Origin of the sequence: Enterococcus sp. 3G1_DIV0629 (assembly GCF_002141285.1) — a bacterium.
Lineage (GTDB): Bacteria > Bacillota > Bacilli > Lactobacillales > Enterococcaceae > Enterococcus_B > Enterococcus_B lactis.
In genome coordinates this window covers 692152-717151 of sequence record NZ_NGLI01000002.1, presented here as the reverse complement: position 1 = coordinate 717151, position 25000 = coordinate 692152, and the positions used below count along the sequence as shown (strand labels likewise).

18 protein-coding genes, 1 tRNA gene and 2 rRNA genes (1 of these 21 cut by a window edge) are annotated in these 25000 nt (G+C 41.0%); 3 read left to right on the top strand and 18 right to left on the bottom strand.

Annotation, left to right across the window (positions count from 1 at the left end; translation table 11 throughout):
• The 15 genes from A5816_RS12230 to pth all read right to left on the bottom strand — a co-directional run.
• Nucleotides 1-548 (bottom strand): 23S ribosomal RNA (locus A5816_RS12230); it reaches 2367 nt to the left of the window's first position.
• 177 nt (nucleotides 549-725) lie between these two features.
• Nucleotides 726-798 (bottom strand) — tRNA-Ala (locus A5816_RS12225).
• Nucleotides 799-874: 76 nt separating this feature from the next.
• Nucleotides 875-2435 (bottom strand): 16S ribosomal RNA (locus tag A5816_RS12220).
• The 16S and 23S rRNA genes sit together here with 1 tRNA gene alongside, the layout of an rRNA operon.
• A 679-nt stretch (nucleotides 2436-3114) precedes the next feature.
• On the bottom strand, nucleotides 3115-4611 hold the full coding sequence (gene lysS, locus A5816_RS12215; RefSeq protein ID WP_002310399.1) for a lysine--tRNA ligase: 1497 nt from the start codon (nucleotides 4609-4611) through the stop codon (nucleotides 3115-3117).
• Between the two features lie 110 nt (nucleotides 4612-4721).
• Complete coding sequence (gene dusB, locus A5816_RS12210; RefSeq protein ID WP_002373642.1) at nucleotides 4722-5726, bottom strand: tRNA dihydrouridine synthase DusB; 1005 nt, start codon at nucleotides 5724-5726, stop codon at nucleotides 4722-4724.
• Nucleotides 5727-6614, bottom strand: coding sequence for an Hsp33 family molecular chaperone HslO (gene hslO / locus A5816_RS12205; RefSeq protein ID WP_002310401.1), 888 nt, complete (start codon nucleotides 6612-6614; stop codon nucleotides 5727-5729).
• 216 nt (nucleotides 6615-6830) lie between these two features.
• Entirely contained in the window at nucleotides 6831-8942 is a 2112-nt protein-coding gene (ftsH, locus tag A5816_RS12200) for an ATP-dependent zinc metalloprotease FtsH (RefSeq protein ID WP_002373641.1), read from the bottom strand.
• An 89-nt stretch (nucleotides 8943-9031) separates the two neighbouring features.
• A complete protein-coding gene (gene hpt / locus A5816_RS12195) occupies nucleotides 9032-9577 on the bottom strand; it encodes a hypoxanthine phosphoribosyltransferase (RefSeq protein WP_002287415.1) in 546 nt (181 codons plus the stop codon).
• Nucleotides 9577-11022, bottom strand: coding sequence for a tRNA lysidine(34) synthetase TilS (tilS, locus tag A5816_RS12190; protein WP_086311443.1), 1446 nt, complete (start codon nucleotides 11020-11022; stop codon nucleotides 9577-9579). The genes hpt and tilS overlap by 1 nt, the downstream gene beginning before the upstream one ends.
• Before the next feature lie 119 nt (nucleotides 11023-11141).
• Nucleotides 11142-11612, bottom strand: a complete 471-nt coding sequence (locus tag A5816_RS12185; protein ID WP_086311431.1) for a S1 domain-containing RNA-binding protein — start codon at nucleotides 11610-11612, stop codon at nucleotides 11142-11144.
• A 45-nt stretch (nucleotides 11613-11657) separates the two neighbouring features.
• Entirely contained in the window at nucleotides 11658-12083 is a 426-nt protein-coding gene (locus tag A5816_RS12180; protein WP_010733148.1) for a septum formation initiator family protein, read from the bottom strand.
• A gap of 67 nt (nucleotides 12084-12150) precedes the next feature.
• Nucleotides 12151-12420 (bottom strand): RNA-binding S4 domain-containing protein, encoded by a 270-nt coding sequence (locus A5816_RS12175; protein WP_002287407.1) that lies wholly within the window; start codon nucleotides 12418-12420, stop codon nucleotides 12151-12153.
• Nucleotides 12421-12430: 10 nt separating this feature from the next.
• Nucleotides 12431-14026: a polysaccharide biosynthesis protein gene (locus A5816_RS12170; RefSeq protein ID WP_010733147.1), complete on the bottom strand. Its 1596-nt coding sequence runs from the start codon at nucleotides 14024-14026 to the stop codon at nucleotides 12431-12433.
• 14 nt (nucleotides 14027-14040) lie between these two features.
• The gene (mfd, locus tag A5816_RS12165) at nucleotides 14041-17562 is read right to left on the bottom strand and encodes a transcription-repair coupling factor (RefSeq protein WP_086311430.1); all 3522 of its coding nucleotides are present in this window, start codon (nucleotides 17560-17562) and stop codon (nucleotides 14041-14043) included.
• A gap of 16 nt (nucleotides 17563-17578) precedes the next feature.
• Nucleotides 17579-18139: an aminoacyl-tRNA hydrolase gene (gene pth / locus A5816_RS12160; protein ID WP_002315906.1), complete on the bottom strand. Its 561-nt coding sequence runs from the start codon at nucleotides 18137-18139 to the stop codon at nucleotides 17579-17581.
• Nucleotides 18140-18491: 352 nt separating this feature from the next.
• Here pth and A5816_RS12150 point away from each other — a divergent pair, with 352 nt between their 5' ends.
• Both A5816_RS12150 and A5816_RS12145 read left to right on the top strand, forming a co-directional pair.
• Entirely contained in the window at nucleotides 18492-19466 is a 975-nt protein-coding gene (locus A5816_RS12150; RefSeq protein WP_002287399.1) for an L-lactate dehydrogenase, read from the top strand.
• Between the two features lie 169 nt (nucleotides 19467-19635).
• Nucleotides 19636-21036, top strand: coding sequence for a L,D-transpeptidase family protein (locus A5816_RS12145; RefSeq protein WP_002373632.1), 1401 nt, complete (start codon nucleotides 19636-19638; stop codon nucleotides 21034-21036).
• Between the two features lie 77 nt (nucleotides 21037-21113).
• Here A5816_RS12145 and A5816_RS12140 read toward each other — a convergent pair whose 3' ends face one another.
• Nucleotides 21114-21836 carry a YebC/PmpR family DNA-binding transcriptional regulator gene (locus tag A5816_RS12140; RefSeq protein WP_025478428.1) on the bottom strand — a complete coding sequence of 241 codons (723 nt, stop codon included), beginning with the start codon at nucleotides 21834-21836 and terminating at the stop codon, nucleotides 21114-21116.
• Nucleotides 21837-21914: 78 nt separating this feature from the next.
• Nucleotides 21915-22421 carry a VanZ family protein gene (locus A5816_RS12135; protein WP_002315904.1) on the bottom strand — a complete coding sequence of 169 codons (507 nt, stop codon included), beginning with the start codon at nucleotides 22419-22421 and terminating at the stop codon, nucleotides 21915-21917.
• A gap of 121 nt (nucleotides 22422-22542) precedes the next feature.
• Here A5816_RS12135 and A5816_RS12130 point away from each other — a divergent pair, with 121 nt between their 5' ends.
• The gene (locus A5816_RS12130; RefSeq protein ID WP_086311429.1) at nucleotides 22543-24342 is read left to right on the top strand and encodes a M3 family oligoendopeptidase; all 1800 of its coding nucleotides are present in this window, start codon (nucleotides 22543-22545) and stop codon (nucleotides 24340-24342) included.
• 68 nt (nucleotides 24343-24410) lie between these two features.
• Here the strand turns inward: A5816_RS12130 and A5816_RS12125 are convergent.
• Nucleotides 24411-25000 (bottom strand): C40 family peptidase (locus A5816_RS12125; RefSeq protein ID WP_179189721.1); only part of this gene is annotated, 590 nt, incomplete at its 5' end.

Below are 25000 nucleotides of genomic sequence, written 5' to 3'. Positions count from 1 at the left end.
GGTTCTATTTCACTCCCCTTCCGGGGTGCTTTTCACCTTTCCCTCACGGTACTGGTTCACTATCGGTCACTAGGGAGTATTTAGCCTTGGGAGATGGTCCTCCCGGATTCCGACGGAATTTCTCGTGTTCCGCCGTACTCAGGATCCTCCTAGGTGTCTTCCACATTTCGTCTACGGGGTTTTTACCCTCTTTGACTGACTTTTCCAAGTCATTCGACTATCTGAAAGAACTACCATATTGGAGTCCTACAACCCCAACAAGCAAGCTTGTTGGTTTGGGCTTTTCCCGTTTCGCTCGCCGCTACTCAGGGAATCGAATTTTCTTTCTCTTCCTGCAGGTACTTAGATGTTTCAGTTCTCTGCGTCTACCTCGAATGTGCTATGTATTCACACAATCGTAACATCCTATTAAAGATGCTGGGTTCCCCCATTCGGAAATCTCTGGATCATAGCTTACGTACAGCTCCCCAAAGCATATCGGTGTTAGTCCCGTCCTTCATCGGCTCCTAGTGCCAAGGCATCCACCGTGCGCCCTTATTCACTTAACCTTATCAACCTTGCGGTTGGGTTTTGATCCTTCTTCTAGCGATAGAATTTAGATCAAGAAAATAAGCAATTGAACTTATTAAAAAACTCATTCAACGCGGTGTTCTCGGTTTGTATTACTTACATTTACTTCAAATATCCAGTTTTCAATGAACAAATTTAACAACTAATGTTGTTAATGGAGCCTAGCGGGATCGAACCGCTGACCTCCTGCGTGCAAAGCAGGCGCTCTCCCAGCTGAGCTAAGGCCCCGTTTTAAATTGAGAGTAAACCTCTCAAAACTGAACAAAGTAAAAACAAATTGTGTAGTCTCCGTAATATTCCTTAGAAAGGAGGTGATCCAGCCGCACCTTCCGATACGGCTACCTTGTTACGACTTCACCCCAATCATCTATCCCACCTTAGGCGGCTGGCTCCAAAAAGGTTACCTCACCGACTTCGGGTGTTACAAACTCTCGTGGTGTGACGGGCGGTGTGTACAAGGCCCGGGAACGTATTCACCGCGGCGTGCTGATCCGCGATTACTAGCGATTCCGGCTTCATGCAGGCGAGTTGCAGCCTGCAATCCGAACTGAGAGAAGCTTTAAGAGATTAGCTTAGCCTCGCGACTTCGCAACTCGTTGTACTTCCCATTGTAGCACGTGTGTAGCCCAGGTCATAAGGGGCATGATGATTTGACGTCATCCCCACCTTCCTCCGGTTTGTCACCGGCAGTCTTGCTAGAGTGCCCAACTAAATGATGGCAACTAACAATAAGGGTTGCGCTCGTTGCGGGACTTAACCCAACATCTCACGACACGAGCTGACGACAACCATGCACCACCTGTCACTTTGCCCCCGAAGGGGAAGCTCTATCTCTAGAGTGGTCAAAGGATGTCAAGACCTGGTAAGGTTCTTCGCGTTGCTTCGAATTAAACCACATGCTCCACCGCTTGTGCGGGCCCCCGTCAATTCCTTTGAGTTTCAACCTTGCGGTCGTACTCCCCAGGCGGAGTGCTTAATGCGTTAGCTGCAGCACTGAAGGGCGGAAACCCTCCAACACTTAGCACTCATCGTTTACGGCGTGGACTACCAGGGTATCTAATCCTGTTTGCTCCCCACGCTTTCGAGCCTCAGCGTCAGTTACAGACCAGAGAGCCGCCTTCGCCACTGGTGTTCCTCCATATATCTACGCATTTCACCGCTACACATGGAATTCCACTCTCCTCTTCTGCACTCAAGTCTCCCAGTTTCCAATGACCCTCCCCGGTTGAGCCGGGGGCTTTCACATCAGACTTAAGAAACCGCCTGCGCTCGCTTTACGCCCAATAAATCCGGACAACGCTTGCCACCTACGTATTACCGCGGCTGCTGGCACGTAGTTAGCCGTGGCTTTCTGGTTAGATACCGTCAAGGGATGAACAGTTACTCTCATCCTTGTTCTTCTCTAACAACAGAGTTTTACGATCCGAAAACCTTCTTCACTCACGCGGCGTTGCTCGGTCAGACTTTCGTCCATTGCCGAAGATTCCCTACTGCTGCCTCCCGTAGGAGTTTGGGCCGTGTCTCAGTCCCAATGTGGCCGATCACCCTCTCAGGTCGGCTATGCATCGTGGCCTTGGTGAGCCGTTACCTCACCAACTAGCTAATGCACCGCGGGTCCATCCATCAGCGACACCCGAAAGCGCCTTTCAAATCAAAACCATGCGGTTTCGATTGTTATACGGTATTAGCACCTGTTTCCAAGTGTTATCCCCTTCTGATGGGCAGGTTACCCACGTGTTACTCACCCGTTCGCCACTCTTCTTTTTCCGGTGGAGCAAGCTCCGGTGGAAAAAGAAGCGTACGACTTGCATGTATTAGGCACGCCGCCAGCGTTCGTCCTGAGCCAGGATCAAACTCTCATAAAAAGTTCGAACAATCTTGCGATTGTTAAGCTCAATTTGTTTGCTAGCATATTGCTTGCTTGTTAAAAATGTTTGTTGTCTTGAATTGAATCAAGACGCCCTACACATTTGGTTTGTCTTACTTTGTTCAGTTTTCAAAGGTCTACTTCACCGGAAGTGTTTTTCCGATTTATTTTGGCTGCCGTAGCAACTTTTATATCATATCAGAGTGACAAGCGATTGTCAACTCTTTTTTAAAAGTTTTTTCGATTTCGTTTTTCGAAATCTTTCAGCAACTCATTTATCATAACTTATCGTTTGTTATTTGTCAAGAACTTTTTTGAAGTTTTTTTCGATAGAATCAAGCTTCGCAAGCTGTTCTTTTTTAACGACTCAGTTATCTTATCATGTCGTTAGCAACATGTCAATAACTTTTTTGTTATGTTTTTGAAGAAATATTTCCTTCTGTCTTTTGGACAAGTAATAATATACCAACTAAATTTATCTTGGTCAACGAATTTTTTGTATTTTTTCAAGTTTTTTTCAATAAGCGATTATTCACTACTTTTCTTTCTTTATCGTTCGCTTTCGGCTTCCTTAATGTCTGTAATATTTGATAACAGCTTTTGAACATTCGTTATTGTTTGTTGCTTTCTACATGGCAAAAGCTGCCTAAGGAGTCCCCTAGACAGCTTTTATTTGATTATCTCATTGTTGGGAATAGTAGAACGTCCCGAATGGATTGAGCGTCAGTTAACAGCATCACTAATCTGTCAATCCCGATACCTAGACCACCAGTTGGCGGCATACCGTATTCTAATGCTTCCAAGAAGTCTTCGTCTACACCGTGAGCTTCATCGTTCCCTAGTTCACGTTCTTTTTCTTGTGCTTCAAATCGTTCTCTTTGATCGATTGGATCATTCAGTTCCGTAAAGGCATTAGCAAATTCGCGTCCTACGATAAATAGTTCGAATCGGTCTGTGAATCGAGGATCTTCTGGATTTTTCTTCGCTAACGGCGAAACTTCGACTGGATGTCCGTAAACAAATGTCGGTTGTGTCAACGTTTCTTCAACAAACGTTTCAAAGAATTCATTGATAACATGTCCGACACCCATCGCTTCTGTTACTTCTACGTTATGCTTTTCAGCTAAGGCTAATGCTTCTTCCAATGTCATTTCTTTCCAGAAATCTACACCAGTTTGTTCTTTGATCGCATCTACCATATGGATACGTTTAAAGTCGCTTTCTAAGTCAACAGCTTGTCCATCATATGTGATTTTCGCTGTCCCTAGTACTTTTTCAGCTGCGTTACGGATAATACCTTCTGTCAGATTCATTACATCATTGAAATCAGTATATGCTGTGTATGCTTCTAACATCGTAAATTCTGGATTATGCGTAGTGTCAATCCCTTCATTACGGAAAACACGACCGATTTCATAAACTTTTTCCATTCCTCCGACAATTAGTCGTTTCAAATGAAGTTCCAACGCGATACGCAAATATAAATCAATATCCAGTGCATTATGGTGTGTGATGAATGGGCGAGCAGCGGCTCCACCTGCCTCATTATGCAATACTGGCGTTTCTACTTCGATATAGCCATTGCCATCTAAATAACGACGGATCTCGCTGATAATTTGGCTTCGTTTCATAAATCGGTCAAAGCTTTCGCGATTACTGATCAAATCCAAGTAGCGTTGTCTGTAGCGTTGTTCAATATTCGTCAAGCCATGGTATTTATCTGGCAGTGGACGAAGTGCTTTTGACAAAATCGTGATTTCTGAAGCTTTGATAGAAACTTCGCCTGTGTCTGTTTTCATGATTTGTCCAGTTACACCAAAGAAATCTCCAAGGTCTGCATGTTTAAATACTTCATAGGCTTCATCACCTACTTGGTCTTTTCTTACATAAATTTGAATTTGGCCTTCACGATCTTGCAGATGCGCAAATCCAGCTTTTCCTTTTCCTCGGCGAGTCATCATACGTCCAGCTACACTAGCGGTCAATCCCATCTCTGCTAGTTCTTCTTTTGTTCTTGGATCAAATAGTTCATGCAATTCTTCTGAGTTGTGTGTGCGTTCAAATCGTTTTCCAAATGGATCGATTCCATCTTCACGCAATTGTTCCATTTTTTGACGACGTACAAGCATTTGATCATTTAAATCTTCTACTTGATGTTGTTGTTCCTGTGTCACAAAAGTTCCTCCATTCTCATGTTAATCTCTTTCCTATAATGCCAATGAAACACAAAAAAAGCAAGCCGAACTTGGAATTTCGGCTTGAAAATTCACGAAAAACTTAGAAATCACAACGTTTGTTTCAATAGTACTTTTTCTGCTTTTTCTACAAATTGATCCAGCAGATCATTGATTTCTTGCTGATTTTCTGTCTGATTGATTGCTACTTTCACTTTTGCTGCTCGAGGAATCCCTTTTAAATAATAAGCCGCATGTGTTCTGAATTCTCTACATGCTACTTTTTCTCCTTTGAGATCTGCTAAGCGTTGTAAATGAAGTTTAGCTGTAGCAATCTTTTCGGCTGGTGTTGGCTCAGGAATCAGTTCTCCTGTTTCTAGATAATGCTGTGTACGATGAATCATCCATGGGTTTCCCAAAGCTGCCCGGCCAATCATCACACCGTCTGCACCAACATAATCAAGCATCCGTTTTGCATCTTCGGGTGTTTTGACATCCCCGTTCCCCATAAATGGGATGGTGAGATGTTTTTTTACTTCTTTTAATATTTCCCAATCTGCTTTTCCTTCATACATCTGAACCCGCGTACGCCCGTGCATAGCGATGGCACTTGCTCCAGCTGATTGTGCTGCTAATGCATTTTCTACAGCAAAGACGTGTTCTTCATCCCAACCGATACGCATCTTGACCGTTACAGGGATATCTACTGCTGAAGAAACAGCTTGGACCATTTCGTATACTTTCTCAGGATCTAAAAGCCACTTTGCCCCTGCTTCTGCTTTGATCACTTTGTTTACTGGACAGCCCATATTGATGTCTATTATATCTGCAGCTGTGTTTTCTTCGACAAATTGAGCAGCTTCAACTAGGCTGTCTTTGTTCCCGCCAAATATCTGTAAACTTAACGGATGTTCTGTTTCTTCAATGTGGAGCATCTCTAAAGTTTTTTTGTTTCTGAAATGGATACCTTGATCACTGATCATTTCACATACGACTAAGCCTGCACCAAATTCTTTGACAGTGACTCGAAATGCTGAATTTGTTATTCCAGCCATCGGCGCAACAACGACACGATTAGGGATTTCAACATTGCCGATTTTCCATTTGTGTTCCACTTAAATTCCTCCTAAGGCTTCTTTCTTCAATCCAGCTAATTCTTCTTCACTATACTTGTATTTATTGTTACAGAAAGAGCATACCGCTTCTGCTCCATGATCTTCATCTATCATCGCTTGGATTTCTTCTGCACCTAGCGCGATAATTGCTTCTGCAAATTTTTCTTTCGAACAGTCACATTTGAATTGAACAGGCATTTTTTCTAAAACGTTCAGCTCTTCTGTATCAAGCAATCCCTTCAATATTTCTTCTGGTGTCTGTCCTTCATCTAAGAGAGTAGAGATTCTTGGTGTTGTTTTTAATTGTTCCTCAATCTTGCTGATTGTTTCTTCATCGGCACCTGGCATGATTTGAATCATGAATCCACCCGCTGTCTTGATACTGTCATCAGTATTGACCAATACACTTAGTCCAACAGCTGAAGGGATTTGTTCTGAAATAGCGAGATAGTAAGTAAAATCTTCAGCGATTTCTCCAGAAACAATTGGCGTTTGACCAGAAAAAGGTTCTTTTAATCCTAAATCTTTTGTGACAGTAAACATCCCTTGTGTCCCAACTGCTCCTCGCACATCGATTTTACCTTCACTATTCAAAGGAAGACTGAGATGCGGATTTTTGATGTAGCCTTTCACATCTCCCTTCCCATTTGCATCTACTACGATTCCCGCTGCTGGACCATCGCCTTGGATTCGAACAGTTAGTTTATCTTCTCCTTTAAGTGTTGCACCAAGCAGCAGACTGCCCACTAATGTTCGTCCTAAAGCAGCTGAGGACGTATGCCAAGTATCATGACGTCTTTGTGCCTCCGCTACGGTATTTGTTGCTTGAACGGCGTATGCTCGTACGAATCCGTCGTGAGCAAGTGCCTTAACCAGATAATCTTTCATTTGTTATGTACTCCTTTTTCCGTTTTTAAACACATAGTGAATCATACTAGCAACTCCTGCTTTTTTCAACTTTGGAATGCTTCTTTTAAAAATAATTCAGAATCATCTAGAAAACAGGACATCATCCTATTTATATCTTAAATAAAGAAATCTCCCGAAAACCGGTTTTTGTTCCGGTTTTCGGGAGTCATATCAGTTCAATTGACCTATATTTTTTTATTTGTATTGATCGTCTGAATGATTATCTTCTGATTGTTGAGAATCTGAATCATGTTCTGCTTTATTTTCCTCATGCAGTTCATGTTTTGCTTCTTCAAAATCACGTTTTTCTTCTGCTTGTTTTTCAGCGTCTTTTTCTTCCAAAGCACGTTTTGCTTCTTCAAAAGTTTTCGCTTCTTTTTCGCTTGGATAATCATTTGACTCAGTACCTTCAGGCATCACACCGTGTTCGAATAACGATTTGATTGCTTTGGCATCCAATGTTTCGAATTCCAGAAGTTTTTCAGCAATCAATTTATGCTGTGCACGATGAGCTTCGATGATTTCATGAGCTTTGGCATGAGCTTCCATCAAAATCTTGCGTACTTCTTGATCAATTTCGAAAGCAACTTGTTCAGAATAAGCTTTTGTTTGACCGTAGTCGCGGCCAACGAACACTTGATGATTTCCTTCATATTGAACGGGACCTAAACGATCGCTCATTCCATATTCTGTTACCATGCTTCGTGCTAAAGCTGTCGCTTGTTCAAAGTCATTGGAAGCACCAGTTGATTGGACATTGAAGATGATTTCTTCAGCTGTACGTCCACCAAGCAAACCTACGATTTGTTCAAACATATCTTCTTTTGTCATCAAGAACTGATCTTCTTTTGGTAAAGCGATCATATATCCACCGGCGCGTCCGCGAGGGATGATCGTTACTTTGTGGACGACCCGAGCGCGACTTAACACTAATCCGACAATCGTATGACCAGCTTCGTGATAAGCAACCATTTCGCGTTCTCTTTTGCTGATTACACGATCTTTTTTAGCTGGACCTGCAATCACACGATCTTCCGCTTCATCGATATCAGAAGCATCGATTTTCTTTTTATTTCTTCTAGCAGCTACTAGCGCCGCTTCATTCAAGACGTTTTCCAAATCTGCTCCGGCAAACCCTGGAGTCTGTTGAGCAACGACTTTCAAGTCAACATCATCGGCCATCGGTTTATTCCGTGCATGGACGCGCAAGATTGCTTCACGTCCTTTTACATCTGGACGGCCAACTAAAATTTGACGGTCAAAACGTCCGGGACGTAGTAACGCTGGATCTAGTACGTCAGAACGGTTAGTTGCAGCAATGACGATTACTCCTTCATTTCCGTCGAAACCATCCATTTCTACAAGCAATTGGTTCAATGTTTGTTCGCGTTCATCATGTCCGCCGCCCATACCGGCACCACGTTGACGACCTACCGCATCAATTTCATCAATGAAAATGATAGCCGGTGCGTTTTTCTTCGCTGTTTCAAACAAATCACGAACACGGCTTGCCCCGACACCGACAAACATTTCTACGAAATCAGAACCTGAGATCGAATAAAATGGTACGCCAGCTTCTCCGGCAACAGCTTTTGCTAACAAGGTTTTACCTGTTCCTGGAGGTCCTTCTAAAAGTACACCTGCCGGGATACGGGCACCTAATTCAACAAATCGGCGAGGATCTTTCAGAAATTCAACAACTTCAACTAGTTCTTGTTTTTCTTCTTCCGCACCCGCTACATCAGAAAAACGTACGCGATTAGCTTTTTTGTCTGCTTCTTTGGCTTTTGATTTACCAAAGTTCATGACACGGCCGCCACCGCCACCACCGCCGCCTTGTTGTCCCATCATCATGTAGAAGAAAAAGATGATGATCACGATCGGCAAGAAGCTAAGCAATAACGAAACCCATACGCCGCTGCTTGATTCTTCTTTTACTGTTGTAGCAACTTTGTTTTCTTTTGCCAGTTCTGTTACTTGGCTCAATGTTGTATCATTTGGCAAAATGATTGTTGTGAAATGGGTAGTAGTCGTATCTGTTGAACCCAAGATAGCTAACCCGCCGCTGTTAGCGACTGTCTGCTGTTCCTTGTATTCACCAGTGATCTTATATACACCATTTGCAGGCTGCACTTCAAACTCTTTGATTTTGCCTGCTTGTAGTTGTTCTGTGAATTTTGAGTACTCGATATCTGACGATCGCTGGCCGTTATTACCAAAAATAAAATAAACGACCATTACCATCGCTAAGATTACGAGGACATAATACAAGGCATTTTTCATCATGCCATTGTTCTTTTTGTTCATAGTTGCCCTCCCTAAGCGTCAATTTAATTTAACAGTTTTTTATCAATCCTGACCATTCTATTGTACCATAATTTAATTGAGATACAGCATTAATTTGATTGATAAACACTAGGTTTCAATACACCGATGTATGGAAGGTTACGATATGCTTCTGCATAATCCAAGCCATAACCGACAACAAATTCATTTGGTACGTTGAACCCAACATAATCTGCTTCGATGTTTACTACTCTTCCCTCGGGTTTGTCAAGTAGTGTAACGATTTTGACTGATTTTGCTTTGCGGTATTTGAAAAGATCCACTAAATAGGCAAGTGTTCTTCCGCTGTCAATGATATCTTCAACGATCAACAGATCGCGACCTTCTACATTTGTATCCAAGTCTTTGACGATTTTTACTTCCCCTGACGAGACTGTTGCATTCCCGTAGCTTGAAACATCCATGAAATCCAATTCCAAATACGTATCGATAGAACGAACGATATCTGCCATGAATGGTACCGCTCCTTTTAAGACACCTACTACTAGGGGATTGGTGTTTTGGTAAATTTCTGTTAACTCTTTGCCTAGTTCTTTGCAACGAACTTGTATCTCTTCTTGTGAGATCAAAATTCTCTCAATATCCTTTTCCAACATCAGGTTCTCCTTCCAATTGCTTCTTTTTGATATTTGTAAAGAAGTATGTAGTGTATTTTATCAGTTTCTTCACGAATACTCAAATATGAAAAGGCAAAAGGTATCAAGCTATATATATTTCTTTTGGCATCTGTAATGATCCAAGCATGCTGCCTTTGTGAATTAGGTACTTTCTGATCGATAAAATATCTAGATACTTTTTTTGTAAGTTTCTCCGTTAATTGGATACGGTCTCCTGCTTTTCTTTTTTCGACATATAGTTGCACATCGGCGGGAACCCAAATGTCATGAGAAAACAGAGACCATGAATCTGTTGCTTTGATGACCTCTGAATGTTCAGGTTTGACCAGACCAATCCATTCTGTTTCGTTCAACTGTATCCCTTGTTCTGGAATAAGCAACAAGCGCTGATCTTCTGTCTGAGTAGCGGCTTGTTTTTCTTTTTTAGCGAGTACAACAAAATGATACTCTCTTTTCAGTACCCAGTTGTTGCCGATGCTAAGCTGCCATTGACTTTTTTTCTGTTGCCACTGCTCTAAAATCGATGCCATTTGCTGCTCTTTCAAAATGATCCCTGTTTCTGAGAATACTTTGTCGAAGAAGGAGTGGAAAAAATAGTATCGTTCCGCTTCTTCCATTTTTTCTATCATTTCTGCTGAAAATTGAAATCGATCCTTTAACTGTTCGACTTCCTTTTCGATTAACTGCCCCATACATTTTTGAATGACTTGGTCTGCCCATTGGATCTGTTGCGAAAACTGCTGAAAATGTCTCATCACCTGAGTGTTTTCTTGTTTTAATTGAGGAACAACCAAATGGCGAAGCCGATTTCTTTGGACATCTAATAATTGGTTCGTCTGATCCTCAAAGTAAACAAGCTGTGATTCTGCTGCATAAGCATACAATTCTTCTTTACTGAAACTCAGCAATGGACGAACAAGTCTGCCCGTAGCAAATGGTTGTACTTCTTTGATTCCAGAAAAAGTACTTAACTGTCCCCCACGAATGATTTTCATCAACACCGTCTCGATTTGATCATCTCCATGATGAGCAGTCATCAACGTATCATATTGTTCTTCTTTCATCACACGAGTGAATGCTTGATAACGAAAGTTACGGGCTGCCGTTTCTATGGCCGTTTTGGCCGGATCTTCCCAAACACTTACATATAAAGGGAGATTCTTCTTCTCACAATAGGAGCGAAGATAAGCAGCTTCTTCTGCTGATTCTTCTCTCAATTGATGATTGATATGGATGACGCCCAAAGAAAAACCGATTTGGCGTTGCGCTTGCAAAAGCAAATGGAGCAAAACCATCGAATCAACCCCACCTGATACCGCTGCTAAAATCCTTGATTCTTTTTGCCAGAATCTTTGTTCATTCCCGTGCCGAATAAATGACTGCTGCAATAACGGTACTTTTTTACCGTCTTTTTCAACGCTCATTCTTTCCACACCCTTTCTTCCTAAAAAAAGAGAGCGGGAAAACGTCTAAAACGACAATTAACCTGCCCTCTGTTGATACTATGACTAAAATAGTCGCATCATCATTATTTTCAGCTTTATTAGCTGCGGCGTCCGCCACGGCCACCGCGTTTTCCTTCTGTGTTTCGCTTCAATGAAGATAAGCGGTCATCGCTATCTTTCAAAAATGAACTCATCAATGAATCGAAGTCTTCTTTTTGAGCTGAAGGCTGACTGCGAGAAAAAGATTTTTTCTGTGCTGGACGATTGCGGTTGTCACGGGAATCTTTTTGTTGAAATTTTTTAGGACGGCTTTCTTCTCCAGTTTCTACAGGTTGTTCCTGCGCTTTGCGGATAGATAGTCCGATTTTCCCGTCATCATTTACTGAAATAACTTTGACTGTTACTTCATCTCCTACACTTAAAACATCATGGATGTCTTTTACATATCCATTTGACACTTCGCTAATATGAACTAGACCCGTTTTTCCAGCACCTAGATCAATAAACGCACCAAAATTTGTAATTCCTGATACTTTTCCTTGCAGTTTTGCTCCTACCTCGATTGACATAAAAAAAATGTTCCTCCTAATTATTTCCCTTTTTTATATTCCTGCTTATTTCGCAGTTGTAGCACTAGTTGATTGATCTGTTTCATTTGTCGAGCTGTCTGTATTTGATTCTAATATAGGATAAACTTTTTCACCGTCTTTTGAGTAAAAGAATTTGCTTCTGGCAAGTTTAGCTACATATTCATCATCTTTCAGCAATGAAACATCTTGGTGCAGCTGATCAACGTCTGCGTTGACTTCTTTCATTTCAGTATTTGCTTCGACTCTCAATTCGTTCAATTGATGCATCCTTTGCATATCATGGAAAATCTGCACACCTATTATCGCGAAAATGACCAAAGCACCAACAAAAATTGCAGCCAGTCTGCGTCTTCGAAAAATCAGTTGTCGTTGTTGTTGCTGAAATTCAGCATACTTTTTCTTTGCATATTCCGTATCTAGCGCAGCGATTTTATTGCTTTTTTTCGTCACTTGGATTCGCTCCAATCTTTTTTGATTGTCTTTCTCATTATACCAATATCATGAAAGCTTGTCTAATCTATTTCTCTAGTGTTTCTGTGCGATTTTCAGAAATAATTTCGTACATTTTTTGTGCATCTTCTTTTTTGGTCGATTCATGTAATTCCGTAATTTTTACTTCCAACGTTTTGTTGCCGAACTGGACTTTCAAAATGTCGCCTACTTTGACATCACTGGAAGATTTCGCCAATTTTCCGTTGATTTGGATCCTTCCTTTATCAGCCACTTCTTTTGCTACTGATCGTCTTTTGATGATTCGGGATATTTTTAAAAATTTGTCTAATCGCATATCTTATTCCTCACTTTTTGATTTTTTTGTTTAATCGTAGAATTTTCTTACCAAATGGCAACATGAGCCACTCTCTTACTGTAAACAGACGGAGACGAATCACTGCATAAATGAACACAGATGCGCCAATCCCAACGCCTATCACACTGACAAAAAAAGCAGTGGAACGATGAGTTACAGGACCAAACACTATATTCAATACACCATAATACAGCAGCAGGACTGCTGTCATACAAAGAAGGCTGATAATCAACTTCCGCCCAAAATGTCGTTCTTTCCAAAAAGCATTTAGCTCTTTTGTTTCGATTCGGACAAAATACCAAAGCGTCACACCTAATCCTAAAAGGGTAGACAGGCTTGCTCCGGCTGTTCCCAATAGACCAGTTAGAAAAGAAGTAGTCAATCCTTTTACCAAGAGCCCCCATCCTGCTCCTTTTAAAGAAGGGCGAAAAGAGTTCTTGCTTTGAGCAATACTTTGATAGGCTTGGATGACTGCAGTAAAAGCAATGGAAAAAACAAACAATACAAGCGCTGCATTTCCTGCATAATCTTTAAACAACGCATAATTGATATAAGGAAGCAGTAAGGCTAATCCCAAAGATGCAGCTAATGCCAAAGCGGTCGTCAATCTAAGATAGATTTTGGCTGTCTGCAAAAACTGACGATAGATCCGATTGGTCAAATGACGGGTCAATGCAGGCAGAAATGTCGCACTTAATGCGGTGGCAATCACTAAACCTAATTGAACCAAAGGCTGCCCTCGATCATAGACCCCTTTTGCTATCTTCGCACCATATTCCGATAGACCGTAAACTTCCAAAGCATTTTTTACAAAGAAAGAGTCGATCAGCTGAAAAAAGATGAGTAATCCGCTATAAATCGAAACCAGACCGCCTTCTACTAGAAAGCGCCGGATCAAAGATTTTGGTGGCTGTTTGAATAATGGGAACCGGCGGAAGCTTAATACTCCTCCATGAATCTTTTGTTCATAGTAGTGAAGGATCCCATATGCGCATAACCCGCCAAAAACGGCTCCACTCATCGCTGCCGTTCCTGTTTGGTACACCGTCCATCCGAGCTTTCTAAAAGCAAACGCACTACAGACGATTACAGAAACACGAACGAACTGCTCAACTACTTGAGAAACTGCCGTTGGTTCCATCAAAAATCTTCCTTGAAAATTCCCTCGATAAAAAGATAAACCAGGCATCAGCAAAAAGGTAAAAGAAACTACTTGGATCAGTGGTTTCAATTGTATATCCCCCATCATCCAAGCAATCCAACTGCTAAATGAAAAGACAAACAACCACAGAAAGACGCCTGTCCAAAACACCAAGGGATAAAGACTTTGCAAAGCTTGCTTTCGCTCGAAAGGATTCTTTCTTTCTGCAACGTACTTTGATATGAACTGCGGAAGACCTGATAAAGCTAAAGTCATTGCTATCCCATAAATTGGATAAACTTGCTGATAAACATAAAAACCTTCGTCGCCGACTAAGTTTTGGAGAGGAATTCGGTAAAGGGCACTTAATACTTTTGCTATGAAAGAAGCAATCGTCAGTACAAATGCTCCTTGCATGACGCGCCGCATTTCTTTATGATCCAAATCGTTGCTCCTTCCTACGCTGACAGATATTTTTGCTCACGCAATGCTTTGACAAACTTTTGGATTTCCTGAAGCCACACTGCTTCTTCCATTTGGTTTGGAATCGTCAAGCGTATCACCATCTGTTCTTTTTCAACGCCTAGACTGGCTTTTAGTTTCGTCGCCGTTAGTGCTTCGAATAATTGTTCCACGCTGTAGCGTTTCGTTCCAACTTTGCTTAGAGTAAAGACGATATGCGGCTCCTGTTTCCTTATCGTTTCCAAGAGCGCTCGATCGCCATCCATTTTAATCTGTCCGATTGTCAGGAGATGTGCTACTTCTTCTGGGTATTCTCCAAAACGGTCGAGCAGATCATCTTCCAGTTCATCTAGCATTTCTTGCGAATCAAGTTCACGAATTCGTTTATAGATCTCGATTTTCTGCCGTTGATCTGCCACGTATGTTTCAGGTAGATACGCGTCAACACCGAGGTCGATCTCAACAGTGGTCTTCTCCACTTGACTATTCTTTCCTTGTTTACGAGACACTGCTTCGCTCAGCATTTGAGAATACATATCGAAACCGACTGCATCAATAAATCCATGTTGCTGAGCACCTAAAAGATTACCTGCACCGCGAATGGAAAGATCACGCATCGCAATTTTGAATCCAGATCCCAGTTCTGTAAAATCTTTGATTGCCTGAAGACGTTTTTCACTGACTTCATTAAGGATCTTCTGCTGCTCATACATAAAGTAAGCATATGCGACACGGCTACTTCTTCCTACCCGTCCGCGTAATTGATATAACGTGGATAAACCCATATAATCAGCGTTCTCAACAAACAATGTATTTGCGTTCGGGATATCCACTCCTGTTTCAATGATGGTCGTAGTGACAAGAACATCATACTGACCTTCAATAAATTCAAAGAGCGTATTTTCTAATTGCGCCTCTGTCATTTGTCCATGAGCATAGCCGATCCGCGCTTCCGGAACGAGTTCTTGGATTTCTTCTACTTTTGGTTCGATCGTTTCTACTCGGTTATATAAATAGAATACTTGTCCACCTCGTCCCATTTCTCGATGGATTGCTTCGCGGATAGCCCCAGGATTTTTTTCCATAACATATGTTTGGATCGGATAACGATTCGCAGGCGGTGTTTCGATTACTGAAAGATCCCGCACGCCTAGCATCGACATATGCAAAGTTCTCGGAATCGGTGTTGCTGTCAGAGTCAAAACATCCACTTGTGCACGTAACTGTTTCAATCGTTCTTTATGTTTTACACCAAAACGTTGTTCTTCGTCAATGATCAATAAACCCAAATCGCTAAATTCAATATCTTTTGACAAGATTCGATGGGTTCCTACAACAATATCAACTTGACCTGTGCGCAGTTGTTCGATGGTTTCTTTTTGTTGCTTTCTTGTTCTGAAACGACTTAATAGCCCGATATTTACGGGGAAACCTTCAAATCTTTCCAGCATCGTTTCATAGTGCTGCTGTGCCAAGATCGTTGTTGGAACTAAAAAGGCTACTTGTTTGCTTTCCTTTATCGCTTTAAAGGCCGCTCGAAGCGCTACTTCTGTTTTCCCATAACCAACATCACCTACGAGTAGTCGATCCATTGGTTTTTCTTTTTCCATATCCCGCTTGATCTCCGCTGCACTTCTCAACTGGTCATCTGTTTCAGAATAAGGGAAAGCATTTTCGAATTCTTTTTGGTAGGCGTCATCAGGACCAAAAGCATATCCTTTTTCTGATTCTCTTGCTGCGTATAGTTTGATTAAATCGTCAGCGATATCTTCGATTTTCGAAGATACTTTTCGTTTAGTTTTCGTCCATTCACTTCCGCCTAGCTTATTGATGCGAGGTGCTTTGGCTTCCGAGGCGACATATTTTTGGATCAGATTCAGTTGAGTAACAGGAATAAACAGTTTGTCGTCGTTTTGATACAAAATAGTCATATAGTCTTGGTGAACGCCATCTACTTCTAGCGTTTCCATCCCAATGTATTTCCCGATACCATGATTGGCATGGACAACGTAATCTCCTGCTTTTAACTCATTATAGCTTTTCAATCGCTCTGCGTTTGTTACTGTTTGACGTCTCGTTTGTTTTTTCGTCGTTTTTTGGAAAATTTCTTTTTCTGTGATAGCTACTATTTTTTCTTGAGGAAGTTCAAAACCAGCCTGCAAAGCTCCTTCAACTAATTGTACCTGTCCTCTGATCAATGCATTTTTTTCTGTTTCTACTACTAATATATCTTCATCTCGAAGCATTTGTTCTGCTTTACGTATTCTGTCCTTTGTCGGAATAAAGATCACAACAGTCTGTTTTTGCTTGCGCCAACGGTCCATTTCTGTTTTCAGTAATGGCATTTGTCCGAAGAACTGTTGCATCGTCCGATATTGAAAATTATGGATTGCTTGGAAACGAAGATTTCCCATCCCTTTTTGGAAGAGCGAGAAAAAGGTTGTAGTAAATTTTTCCTTTTGAACGATTCTTTGTACATCTGCTGAAAATGACTGCTCAGAAAAAACCCGCAATTCGCTGATTCTTTGAGTATGCCATTCTGCCGCTTCCCTTTCGATTTCCCGATTTGTTTCCATGATCCGCTGGTAATCATCAACGACTAGTAGACTATTTGAAGGAAAATAATCCAAGATCGTTACAAATTCTTGGTAAAGAAGATCTGAGTAGAATTTTGCTTCTTCTGTCGGGATACCTGCTTGCCAGCTTGAAGTCAGCTGACCGAAGTAATCTTGTAAAAACTCGCGGTCTGCTTCTTCTGTGGTCGCCGCAAGTCGTTTTTCTAGCATTTTTTGCATTTGCTCTATTCCATGTTCCAGATCCTCTGATCCATAGACTTGTTCACTCGTTGGAGAAACCCAGATTTCTTCCGTTTTTTCGATTGAACGTTGTGTTTCTGCTTCAAAATACCGCATAGAATCTATCTCTACATCAAATAATTCTACACGAATAGGATAGTTTGTTGTTAATGGGTAAATATCGACGATGCTTCCTCGAATACTGAATTCTCCGGGTTTTGCGACCATTTCTTCTCGTACATAGCCCATCAAAGTCAATTGGCGAGGAAGATTTTCCACATCTATTTCATCACCAACATGCCAATTCAATTGCGCCTGTAGCCAAGTTTTCTTATTCGGCAGCCGCTTGTGCAAAGCTGCGACTGGCAACAAATAGATACCTGCTTTTTTTTCTTGAAGTGCGTTGAGCGTTGCGACTCTCTCACCTCGCGCTTCTGGAGAAGAAAAGGCCATTTCAGCAGAAAGCACTTCATCCACTGGAAATAAATGGATCTGATCCTGCGGAATCACATGTTGCAGATCTTCTGCTAACTGATTGGCATAATACAAATTTGGCATCAGAATAATCATATTTTTATTTGTTTTCTTAAATGCTCGAGCAAATAGAAGCGTCTTTGCTGAACCAGCTAATCCTGTGATTAGTTGTCTAGGCATTTTTTCTTCTAAATTGCTGATCCATTCTTTTACTTGCGGATCTTTTCCGACTAATTGAATGATATCCATTCCTTTTCCTCCTTTCTCAATTGAATTGATTCATCGCATCCACGAACGAATGCCCTTCTATGAGATATTCGACTGCTTTGACAGATTGAAATATGCTTTCTTCTATCAAAGGCTGATTTTCTTTGCTGAAAGGACTAAGCACATGTTGGACCACTGTTTTTTTCCCTTCTGGTCTGCCGATTCCCACCTTGATTCGATCAAAGACATTCGTATTCAAATGGGAAATGATACTTTTGATACCATTATGCCCGCCGGCACTCCCCTTTTGACGGAGCCGGATCTTTCCTACTGCCAGATCCAAATCATCGTAGATGACGACTAATTCTTCTGGATAAATCCCAAAATAAGTCATTAACGGCCCGACTGCACGACCAGATTCATTCATAAATGTCTGTGGTTTGACTAGAAGGATCTTTTCTCCATTATGAAAAAATTCGGCAACTTCTGCTTCGAATGGATTTTTTTTGAAAGTAGCTTGATGTTCGCGTGCAATTTGATCCACGACCATAAAGCCGATATTGTGTTTAGTATATTGGTATTTGGTACCTGGGTTTCCTAACCCGACGATCATTTTCATTTTTGTTTTTCCACCTAATTCTAAAAACAGCACAAAAGGCTGGACTGCTAATTAGCGGTCCAGTCCATCGAGCTTTTTTTCTTTTTTATACTGTCAATGTATAGTATAACACAAAACAAAGCGTTTCGGCTAAAAGAGAATCGTTAATAAATGATAAAGAAATTAAAAAATTCTTCAAAGTTTAATGAAATAATTGATTTATAAAAATAGTGAAATAACGCACATGTAAGCTTTTACATATGATACAACCTTGTTATCTGTTATATTTTATAGCCAAATAGCGTGACATGGGGCTTGAGAAATGTTAGCATAAGCATGGGAAAAAACAAATCAATGGAAGGATTGATACTAAATGACTGCAGCTGCAGAAAAAAAAGATCATCAAAAAGTTATTCTTGTTGGAGACGGCGCCGTAGGTTCTAGCTATGCCTTTGCTCTAGTTACTCAAAATATTGCTCAAGAAGTAGGTATCGTAGATATCAATACTGCTAAAACTGAAGGAGACGCAATTGACTTGTCTCACGCTTTGGCATTTACTTCACCTAAAAAAATCTACTCTGCTACTTACGCAGACGCACATGATGCTGACTTAGTTGTTATTACAGCTGGCGCACCACAAAAACCAGGTGAAACTCGTTTAGACTTAGTAAACAAAAACCTAAAAATCAACCGCGATGTTGTCACACAAATCGTTGAATCAGGATTTAACGGTATCTTTTTAGTTGCCGCTAACCCAGTAGATATTTTGACTTACTCAACTTGGAAATTCTCAGGTTTCCCTAAAGAACGCGTTATCGGTTCAGGTACGTCTCTTGACTCTGCTCGTTTCCGTCAAGCACTTGCGGAATTAGTTGACGTTGATGCACGTAACGTCCATGCTTACATCTTAGGTGAACACGGAGATTCAGAATTCCCAGTTTGGTCACATGCAAATGTTGCCGGCTTGCAAATCTATGAATGGGTGAAAAACAACCCAGAAATCGATGAAGAAGCTATGGTTAACCTATTCTTCGGCGTACGTGACGCTGCTTACACAATTATCGAGAAAAAAGGCGCTACTTTCTATGGTATCGCAGTAGCATTAGCACGTATCACTCGTGCCATCTTAGATGATGAAAATGCTGTTCTTCCTTTATCAGTCTTCATGAATGGCGAATATGGATTGAATGACATCTACATTGGTGCACCTGCTGTTATCAACCGTCAAGGTATCCAAAAAGTAATCGAAATTCCTTTAAGCGACAGCGAACAAGACCGTATGGCTGCTTCTGCTAAACAATTAAAAGAAATTCTAGATGAAGCTTTTGCTAAACTAGACGCTGAATAATCTTTGAATATGACGGAAAACATCTAAACGGTGTTTTCCGTTTTTTTATTTTATCACTCTTCTGGTTTCTAAATTTTTTCATAAAGAAGAGATAACCTTCGTCTTTTCGTCCAAATTATGCTATCATGAGACCGTTCCACCCTAAACTTTTACTTAAGGAGTTGTCGATATGACAAGATCTTCGCATCGAAAAAAATCGAAACATGTTGCTTTGCTTTCAGCTCTTGGTGTTCTCTTAGTGCTGATTAGCTTTTATACCTATCGCAGTACATACTACACAAAGCATTTTTTGCCGAATACAGAAATCAACGGAATAAATGTCAGCGATCTAACAGTCGAAAAAGCAAATGAAAAATTAAAAGAAGCTTATTCCGATAAAAAATTAGCTATTAAAGAAGATGGACAAGTCTGGCAGGAAGTACCAAAGTCTGAGCTCGGCTATAAAGATGATTTCACTTCTGAGCTTTCTCCGATCCTAAATGAACAAAACGGATGGACTTGGGGAATGACTTATGTTTCAGCAGCTGAAAAACAAGAAATCGATCCTATCAGTCAAGACCACCAGAAACTGGATACTACCGTTCAGACATTGACAACTAAACTGACTGATCTGAATAAAGACCGGACACCTACAACTGATGCAACAATTGAAAAATCAGGCGACTCTTTTGTTATCAAGCCTGAAGTCAATGGAAATACCATCAACGTCGATGCTGCGGTCAAACAAGTAAAAAGTGCAGTAAATTCCGGTAAAGATACGATTGAATTAACTGAGTTCAAAGAAAAACCAAAAGTAACCTCCGGAGACAGTTCATTGAAAGAACAGCTCGAATCCATGAATGCTATCGCAAAAGTAAAAGCTACTTACAGTATAAACGGGGAGACTTTCCAGATCCCATCAAGTGATATCATGAGCTGGCTGACCTATAACGACGGAAAAGTCGATTTAGATACAGAACAAGTACGTCAATATGTAACAGATTTAGGCACAAAGTATAACACAAGTACGAATGACACAAAATTTAAAAGTACAAAAAGAGGAGAAGTTACAGTCCCAGTTGGCACTTACAGCTGGACGATCCAAACAGATAGCGAGACAGAAGCGTTGAAAAAAGCTATTCTGACAGGCCAAGACTTTACTCGTTCTCCGATTGTGCAAGGTGGCACAACCGCTGATCATCCATTGATCGAAGATACGTATATCGAAGTTGATCTAGAGAACCAGCATATGTGGTATTATAAAGACGGAAAAGTAGCCCTTGAAACAGATATCGTTTCCGGAAAGCCATCTACACCTACACCTGCTGGGGTCTTCTATGTTTGGAATAAAGAAGAAGATGCAACTTTAAAAGGAACAAATGACGACGGAACACCTTACGAGAGTCCAGTAAATTACTGGATGCCGATTGACTGGACAGGTGTTGGTATCCATGATTCTGACTGGCAACCTGAATATGGTGGAGACTTATGGAAAACCCGCGGTTCACATGGCTGTATCAACACTCCGCCAAGTGTAATGAAGGAATTATTCGGGATGGTCGAAAAAGGAACGCCCGTATTGGTCTTCTAACAAAAAAGAATTTATAAAAAGAACGCACCTGTACGGATCGTACAGGTGCGTTCTTACTTATTTCAACTATGCGCTGCTTACATTTCAGCAGCAGTAAAGACTTCTGAGACATCATCATCGTCTTCTAGCTTATCTACTAGACGTTCCAATTGCTCCCGTTGTTCCTCATTTAAATCAATCGTTGTTTGTGGGATCATCGTCAATTCTGCTTGCGCTAAAGTGAACTCTTTTTCCAGCTCATCTCGTACAGCAACAAAATCTTCTGGTGCAGTATAAATCTCGAACACTTCAGGAGAAGTTTGCAGATCTTCTGCCCCCGCCTCTAATACATCTTCAAACATCGTCTCTTCATCAACAGCCAACCCATCGCGTTCAATGACGATATACCCTTTGCGATCAAACAAGTAACTGACTGAACCCGTTTCTCCCAGTGACCCACCGTTTCGAGTAAAAGCTACTCGGACATTTGTCGCTGTCCGATTACGGTTATCCGTCAATGCATGGACTAAGATTCCTACTCCACCCGGTCCATATCCTTCATACGTGATTTCATCGTAATTTGTTTCATCTACGGCACTGGTAGCCTTTTTAATCGCCCGTTCTACATTGTCGTTTGGCATATTTGCAGCTTTTGCTTTGTCCACAACAAGCCGCAGAGCTGGGTTCATGGATGGATCAGGACCGCCTGCTTTAGCTGCCATATAGATTTCACGAGAAAGTTTCTGAAAGACTTTTCCTCGTTTCGCATCTTGGGCATTTTTTCTTCCTTGGATATTATGCCACTTACTATGTCCTGACATGATTTTTCCTCCCTTGTTCTTTTGAGAATACACTTCTATTCTAGTACTATTTCACAAAAAAACAAAGCCACAGCCAATCTATAAACGCTTCTTGAATGCCGCAAAAAGCACACATAATACCACAGCAGTCAGAGCACCGATCGAATCCAGCATGACATCTTGGAACATAGGTGTTCGTCCACCGGTCATCATCTGATGGAATTCGTCCAAACCTGCGTACCCTGTTGCTGAAAGCCAAGCAAGGATCGCTGTCAGCCACCAAATTTTTAGTTTAGGGAAAACACCTAAAAACAAGCTGCCACCCAAAACAAAATAAGTACCAAAATGTGCGCCCTTTCTTAAAAAAAACTCTACAAATTTGGCGTAGCCAAGATGGTCGATACTCACGATACTTCCACCATAATTAAAACGTATACCTGCTAATGTATCCTTAAATGGCTGATTAGGAAGCCAGCTTTCTAATCGCGAAACTTGTGATTGCTGTCCGTAAGTTTGAGAAGAACTGTAAAATAAGATGGCAACGACTATAAGTGCGATCACTAAATAAATATTTCCGTTTTTCAGTTGTTTTTTTGAAGAATTCATAAGTCACCTCTGTATTTATCTTAGACTTTTTTTGAAGAAACAACAATCATTTTCATAGAGACTTCTTCTATAAAAAAGTGCTATACTTAATTTTGTATTACAATATGAAGGGAGTTTTTTCATGAGTTATTCATTAAATTGGGATCTAGATTCTATTTTCCCCGGAGGAAGTCATTCTGATGCTTTGAACCAACGGATGAAGCAATTGGAAGACCAAACGAACGAATATTATCAACGTGTAACAAAATGGTCACCTAGTTCTGACAATGCAGAGCAGCTAAAAGCGGTTCTTCAATTGCAAGAAACGATTACGAACGGCTTTACCCAATGCAACAGCTATATTACTGCATTGCTTTCTGCCAATGTCAATGATTCAGATGCAAAGATCTTATCAGGTAAGCTTTACGCCATGCTTCCTCGTCTACAATCAGCCGAAACAGTATTGTCGAAGAAATTTGCAGAAATATCTGACAATGATTGGAATCAGATGCTTTCCCAAGGTTCGTTTGAAACAATCGCGTTTCGTTTAAACGAGATCCGTCGTGACGGTTCACAATTATTATCAGAAGCTGAAGAGAACATTATCAACACGCTCTCATTAGATGGTCTAAATGCTTGGAGCAGTCATTATGATACGATTGTAGCCAGCATTTCGATTCCCTTCGAACAAGATGGTCAAGTAGTCGAATTATCTGCTGGCCAAGCCTTCAATAAGATGATGGGCGATCCAGATCCAAAAGTCAGAGAAACACTTTTCGCAGCCTGGGAAAAAGTATGGAAAGAAAAGGCCCCCCTCTTCACAGATACGTTGAATCATTTAGATGGTTTCAGACTTTCTAACTATGAACTCCATGGCATCACGGATTTTCTGCAAAAACCATTAGAATACAACCGTTTGAAAAAAGAAACATTGTCTGTCATGTGGGAGACGATCCAAAAAAACAAACAACCCCTTGTTGATTACTTGACTAGAAAAGCCAATCTTTTCGGTAAAGAAAAAATGGAATGGCAGGATCAAGATGCACCTATTATTTTAGGCGATTTGAAAGAAAAAACCTTTAGTTTTGACGAAGCAGCTGCATTTATTATCGAAAACTTTACTAAATTCAGTCCAAAAATGGCTAAATTCGCACAATCTGCTTTTGAAAAGAGCTGGATCGAAGCAGAAGATCGTCCTGGAAAACGTCCTGGTGGTTATTGTACTGAGTTACCAGAAACAAAAGAATCAAGGATCTTTATGACCTACAGCAATTCTGTTAATGAGGTTGCGACACTTGCTCATGAATTGGGTCATGCTTTCCATAGCAGCACGATGTGGGATTTACCTTCTTTAAATCGCGAATACGCAATGAATGTCGCAGAAACAGCAAGTACATTTGCAGAACTGATCGTAGCCGATGCTACATTAAAAGCCGCAAAAACAAAAGAAGAAAAAATCAATTTGCTAGATACAAAACTGCAAAATGCTTTAGCTATGTTCATGAATATCCATTCTCGATTCATTTTTGAAAATCGGTTCTATGAAGCACGGCAAGAGGGATTAGTCTCAGAAGATAAGATCACAGAGATGATGGTTGAAGCACAAAAAGAAGGCTACCAAGGAGCTTTAGCCACTTATCATCCATATTTCTGGGCTGCAAAATTACATTTCTTTATTGATGACGTACCGTTTTACAACTTCCCATACACCTTTGGCTACCTGTTTAGTTTAGGCATTTATGCTTACGCCAATCAAAAGGGAGCAAATTTCGAAGAAGAATATATCCATTTACTACGTGATACTGCTTCAATGACGACGGAAGATCTTGCGAAGAAACATTTGAATGTCGATCTCACTCAACCAGATTTTTGGCAAGCAGGTATCGATATGGTGATTGAAGATATCCAAACGTTCATGGAATTGACAGAAGAATTCATCTGATTTCTATTTTCTCTCAATAAAAAAAGAGTTAGTCCAGAAAAGGGCTAACTCTTTTTGATTAATCATTCTTACATGCTGACAGCAAAGTCAGGTGCAAACCATTGAACTGAACCAACTTTTACGCTTTCGCCTGGTTGAGGAGCATGGATATATTGTCCTCCGCCTAAAGCAATCGCTACGTGGTAAGTTCCGCCTGGTGAACCCCAGAATAATAAGTCTCCAGCTTTTGCTTGAGAAACTGAGATTTTTGTTCCAGCTGATTCTTGAGGAACTGTCCAACCACCAATGTCACGACCAGTTACTTGCAAGTAAACATAGCGTGTGAATCCTGAGCAGTCAAATCCACTTGGATCTTTACCGCCCCAAACATATGGAGTACCGATATATTTGTAAGCTTCTGCTACGATTGCTGCGCCATTCACACTTCCAGAAGGAGTTGGAGCTGGTGTAACAGGTTTTGGTTGTTCAGGTGTTGGTGTTGGCGTTGGAGCCGGAGTACTATTTCCTGTGCCGTTTCCTGGATCAACACTTTGATCTGTTGATGGTGTTGTAGGCGCAGGTGTTGTTGATTCTTCTGTTGAAGTTTCAGGTACAGTTGTTGATTCTTCTGTTGTTGAAGATTCAGGAACTGTTGTTGATTCTTCTGTTGTTGAAGATT

What these genes read in the sequence shown, in the direction of transcription:
- hslO (WP_002310401.1), bottom strand. Translation starts at nt 6,614, where the DNA reads ATGAAAGATTATCTGGTTAAGGCACTTGCTCACGACGGATTCGTACGA.
- ftsH (WP_002373641.1), bottom strand. Translation starts at nt 8,942, where the DNA reads ATGAACAAAAAGAACAATGGCATGATGAAAAATGCCTTGTATTATGTC.
- hpt (WP_002287415.1), bottom strand. Translation starts at nt 9,577, where the DNA reads ATGTTGGAAAAGGATATTGAGAGAATTTTGATCTCACAAGAAGAGATA.
- tilS (WP_086311443.1), bottom strand. Translation starts at nt 11,022, where the DNA reads ATGAGCGTTGAAAAAGACGGTAAAAAAGTACCGTTATTGCAGCAGTCA.
- A5816_RS12185 (WP_086311431.1), bottom strand. Translation starts at nt 11,612, where the DNA reads ATGTCAATCGAGGTAGGAGCAAAACTGCAAGGAAAAGTATCAGGAATT.
- A5816_RS12175 (WP_002287407.1), bottom strand. Translation starts at nt 12,420, where the DNA reads ATGCGATTAGACAAATTTTTAAAAATATCCCGAATCATCAAAAGACGA.
- mfd (WP_086311430.1), bottom strand. Translation starts at nt 17,562, where the DNA reads ATGGATATCATTCAATTAGTCGGAAAAGATCCGCAAGTAAAAGAATGG.
- pth (WP_002315906.1), bottom strand. Translation starts at nt 18,139, where the DNA reads ATGAAAATGATCGTCGGGTTAGGAAACCCAGGTACCAAATACCAATAT.
- A5816_RS12150 (WP_002287399.1), top strand. Translation starts at nt 18,492, where the DNA reads ATGACTGCAGCTGCAGAAAAAAAAGATCATCAAAAAGTTATTCTTGTT.
- A5816_RS12145 (WP_002373632.1), top strand. Translation starts at nt 19,636, where the DNA reads ATGACAAGATCTTCGCATCGAAAAAAATCGAAACATGTTGCTTTGCTT.
- A5816_RS12140 (WP_025478428.1), bottom strand. Translation starts at nt 21,836, where the DNA reads ATGTCAGGACATAGTAAGTGGCATAATATCCAAGGAAGAAAAAATGCC.
- A5816_RS12135 (WP_002315904.1), bottom strand. Translation starts at nt 22,421, where the DNA reads ATGAATTCTTCAAAAAAACAACTGAAAAACGGAAATATTTATTTAGTG.
- A5816_RS12130 (WP_086311429.1), top strand. Translation starts at nt 22,543, where the DNA reads ATGAGTTATTCATTAAATTGGGATCTAGATTCTATTTTCCCCGGAGGA.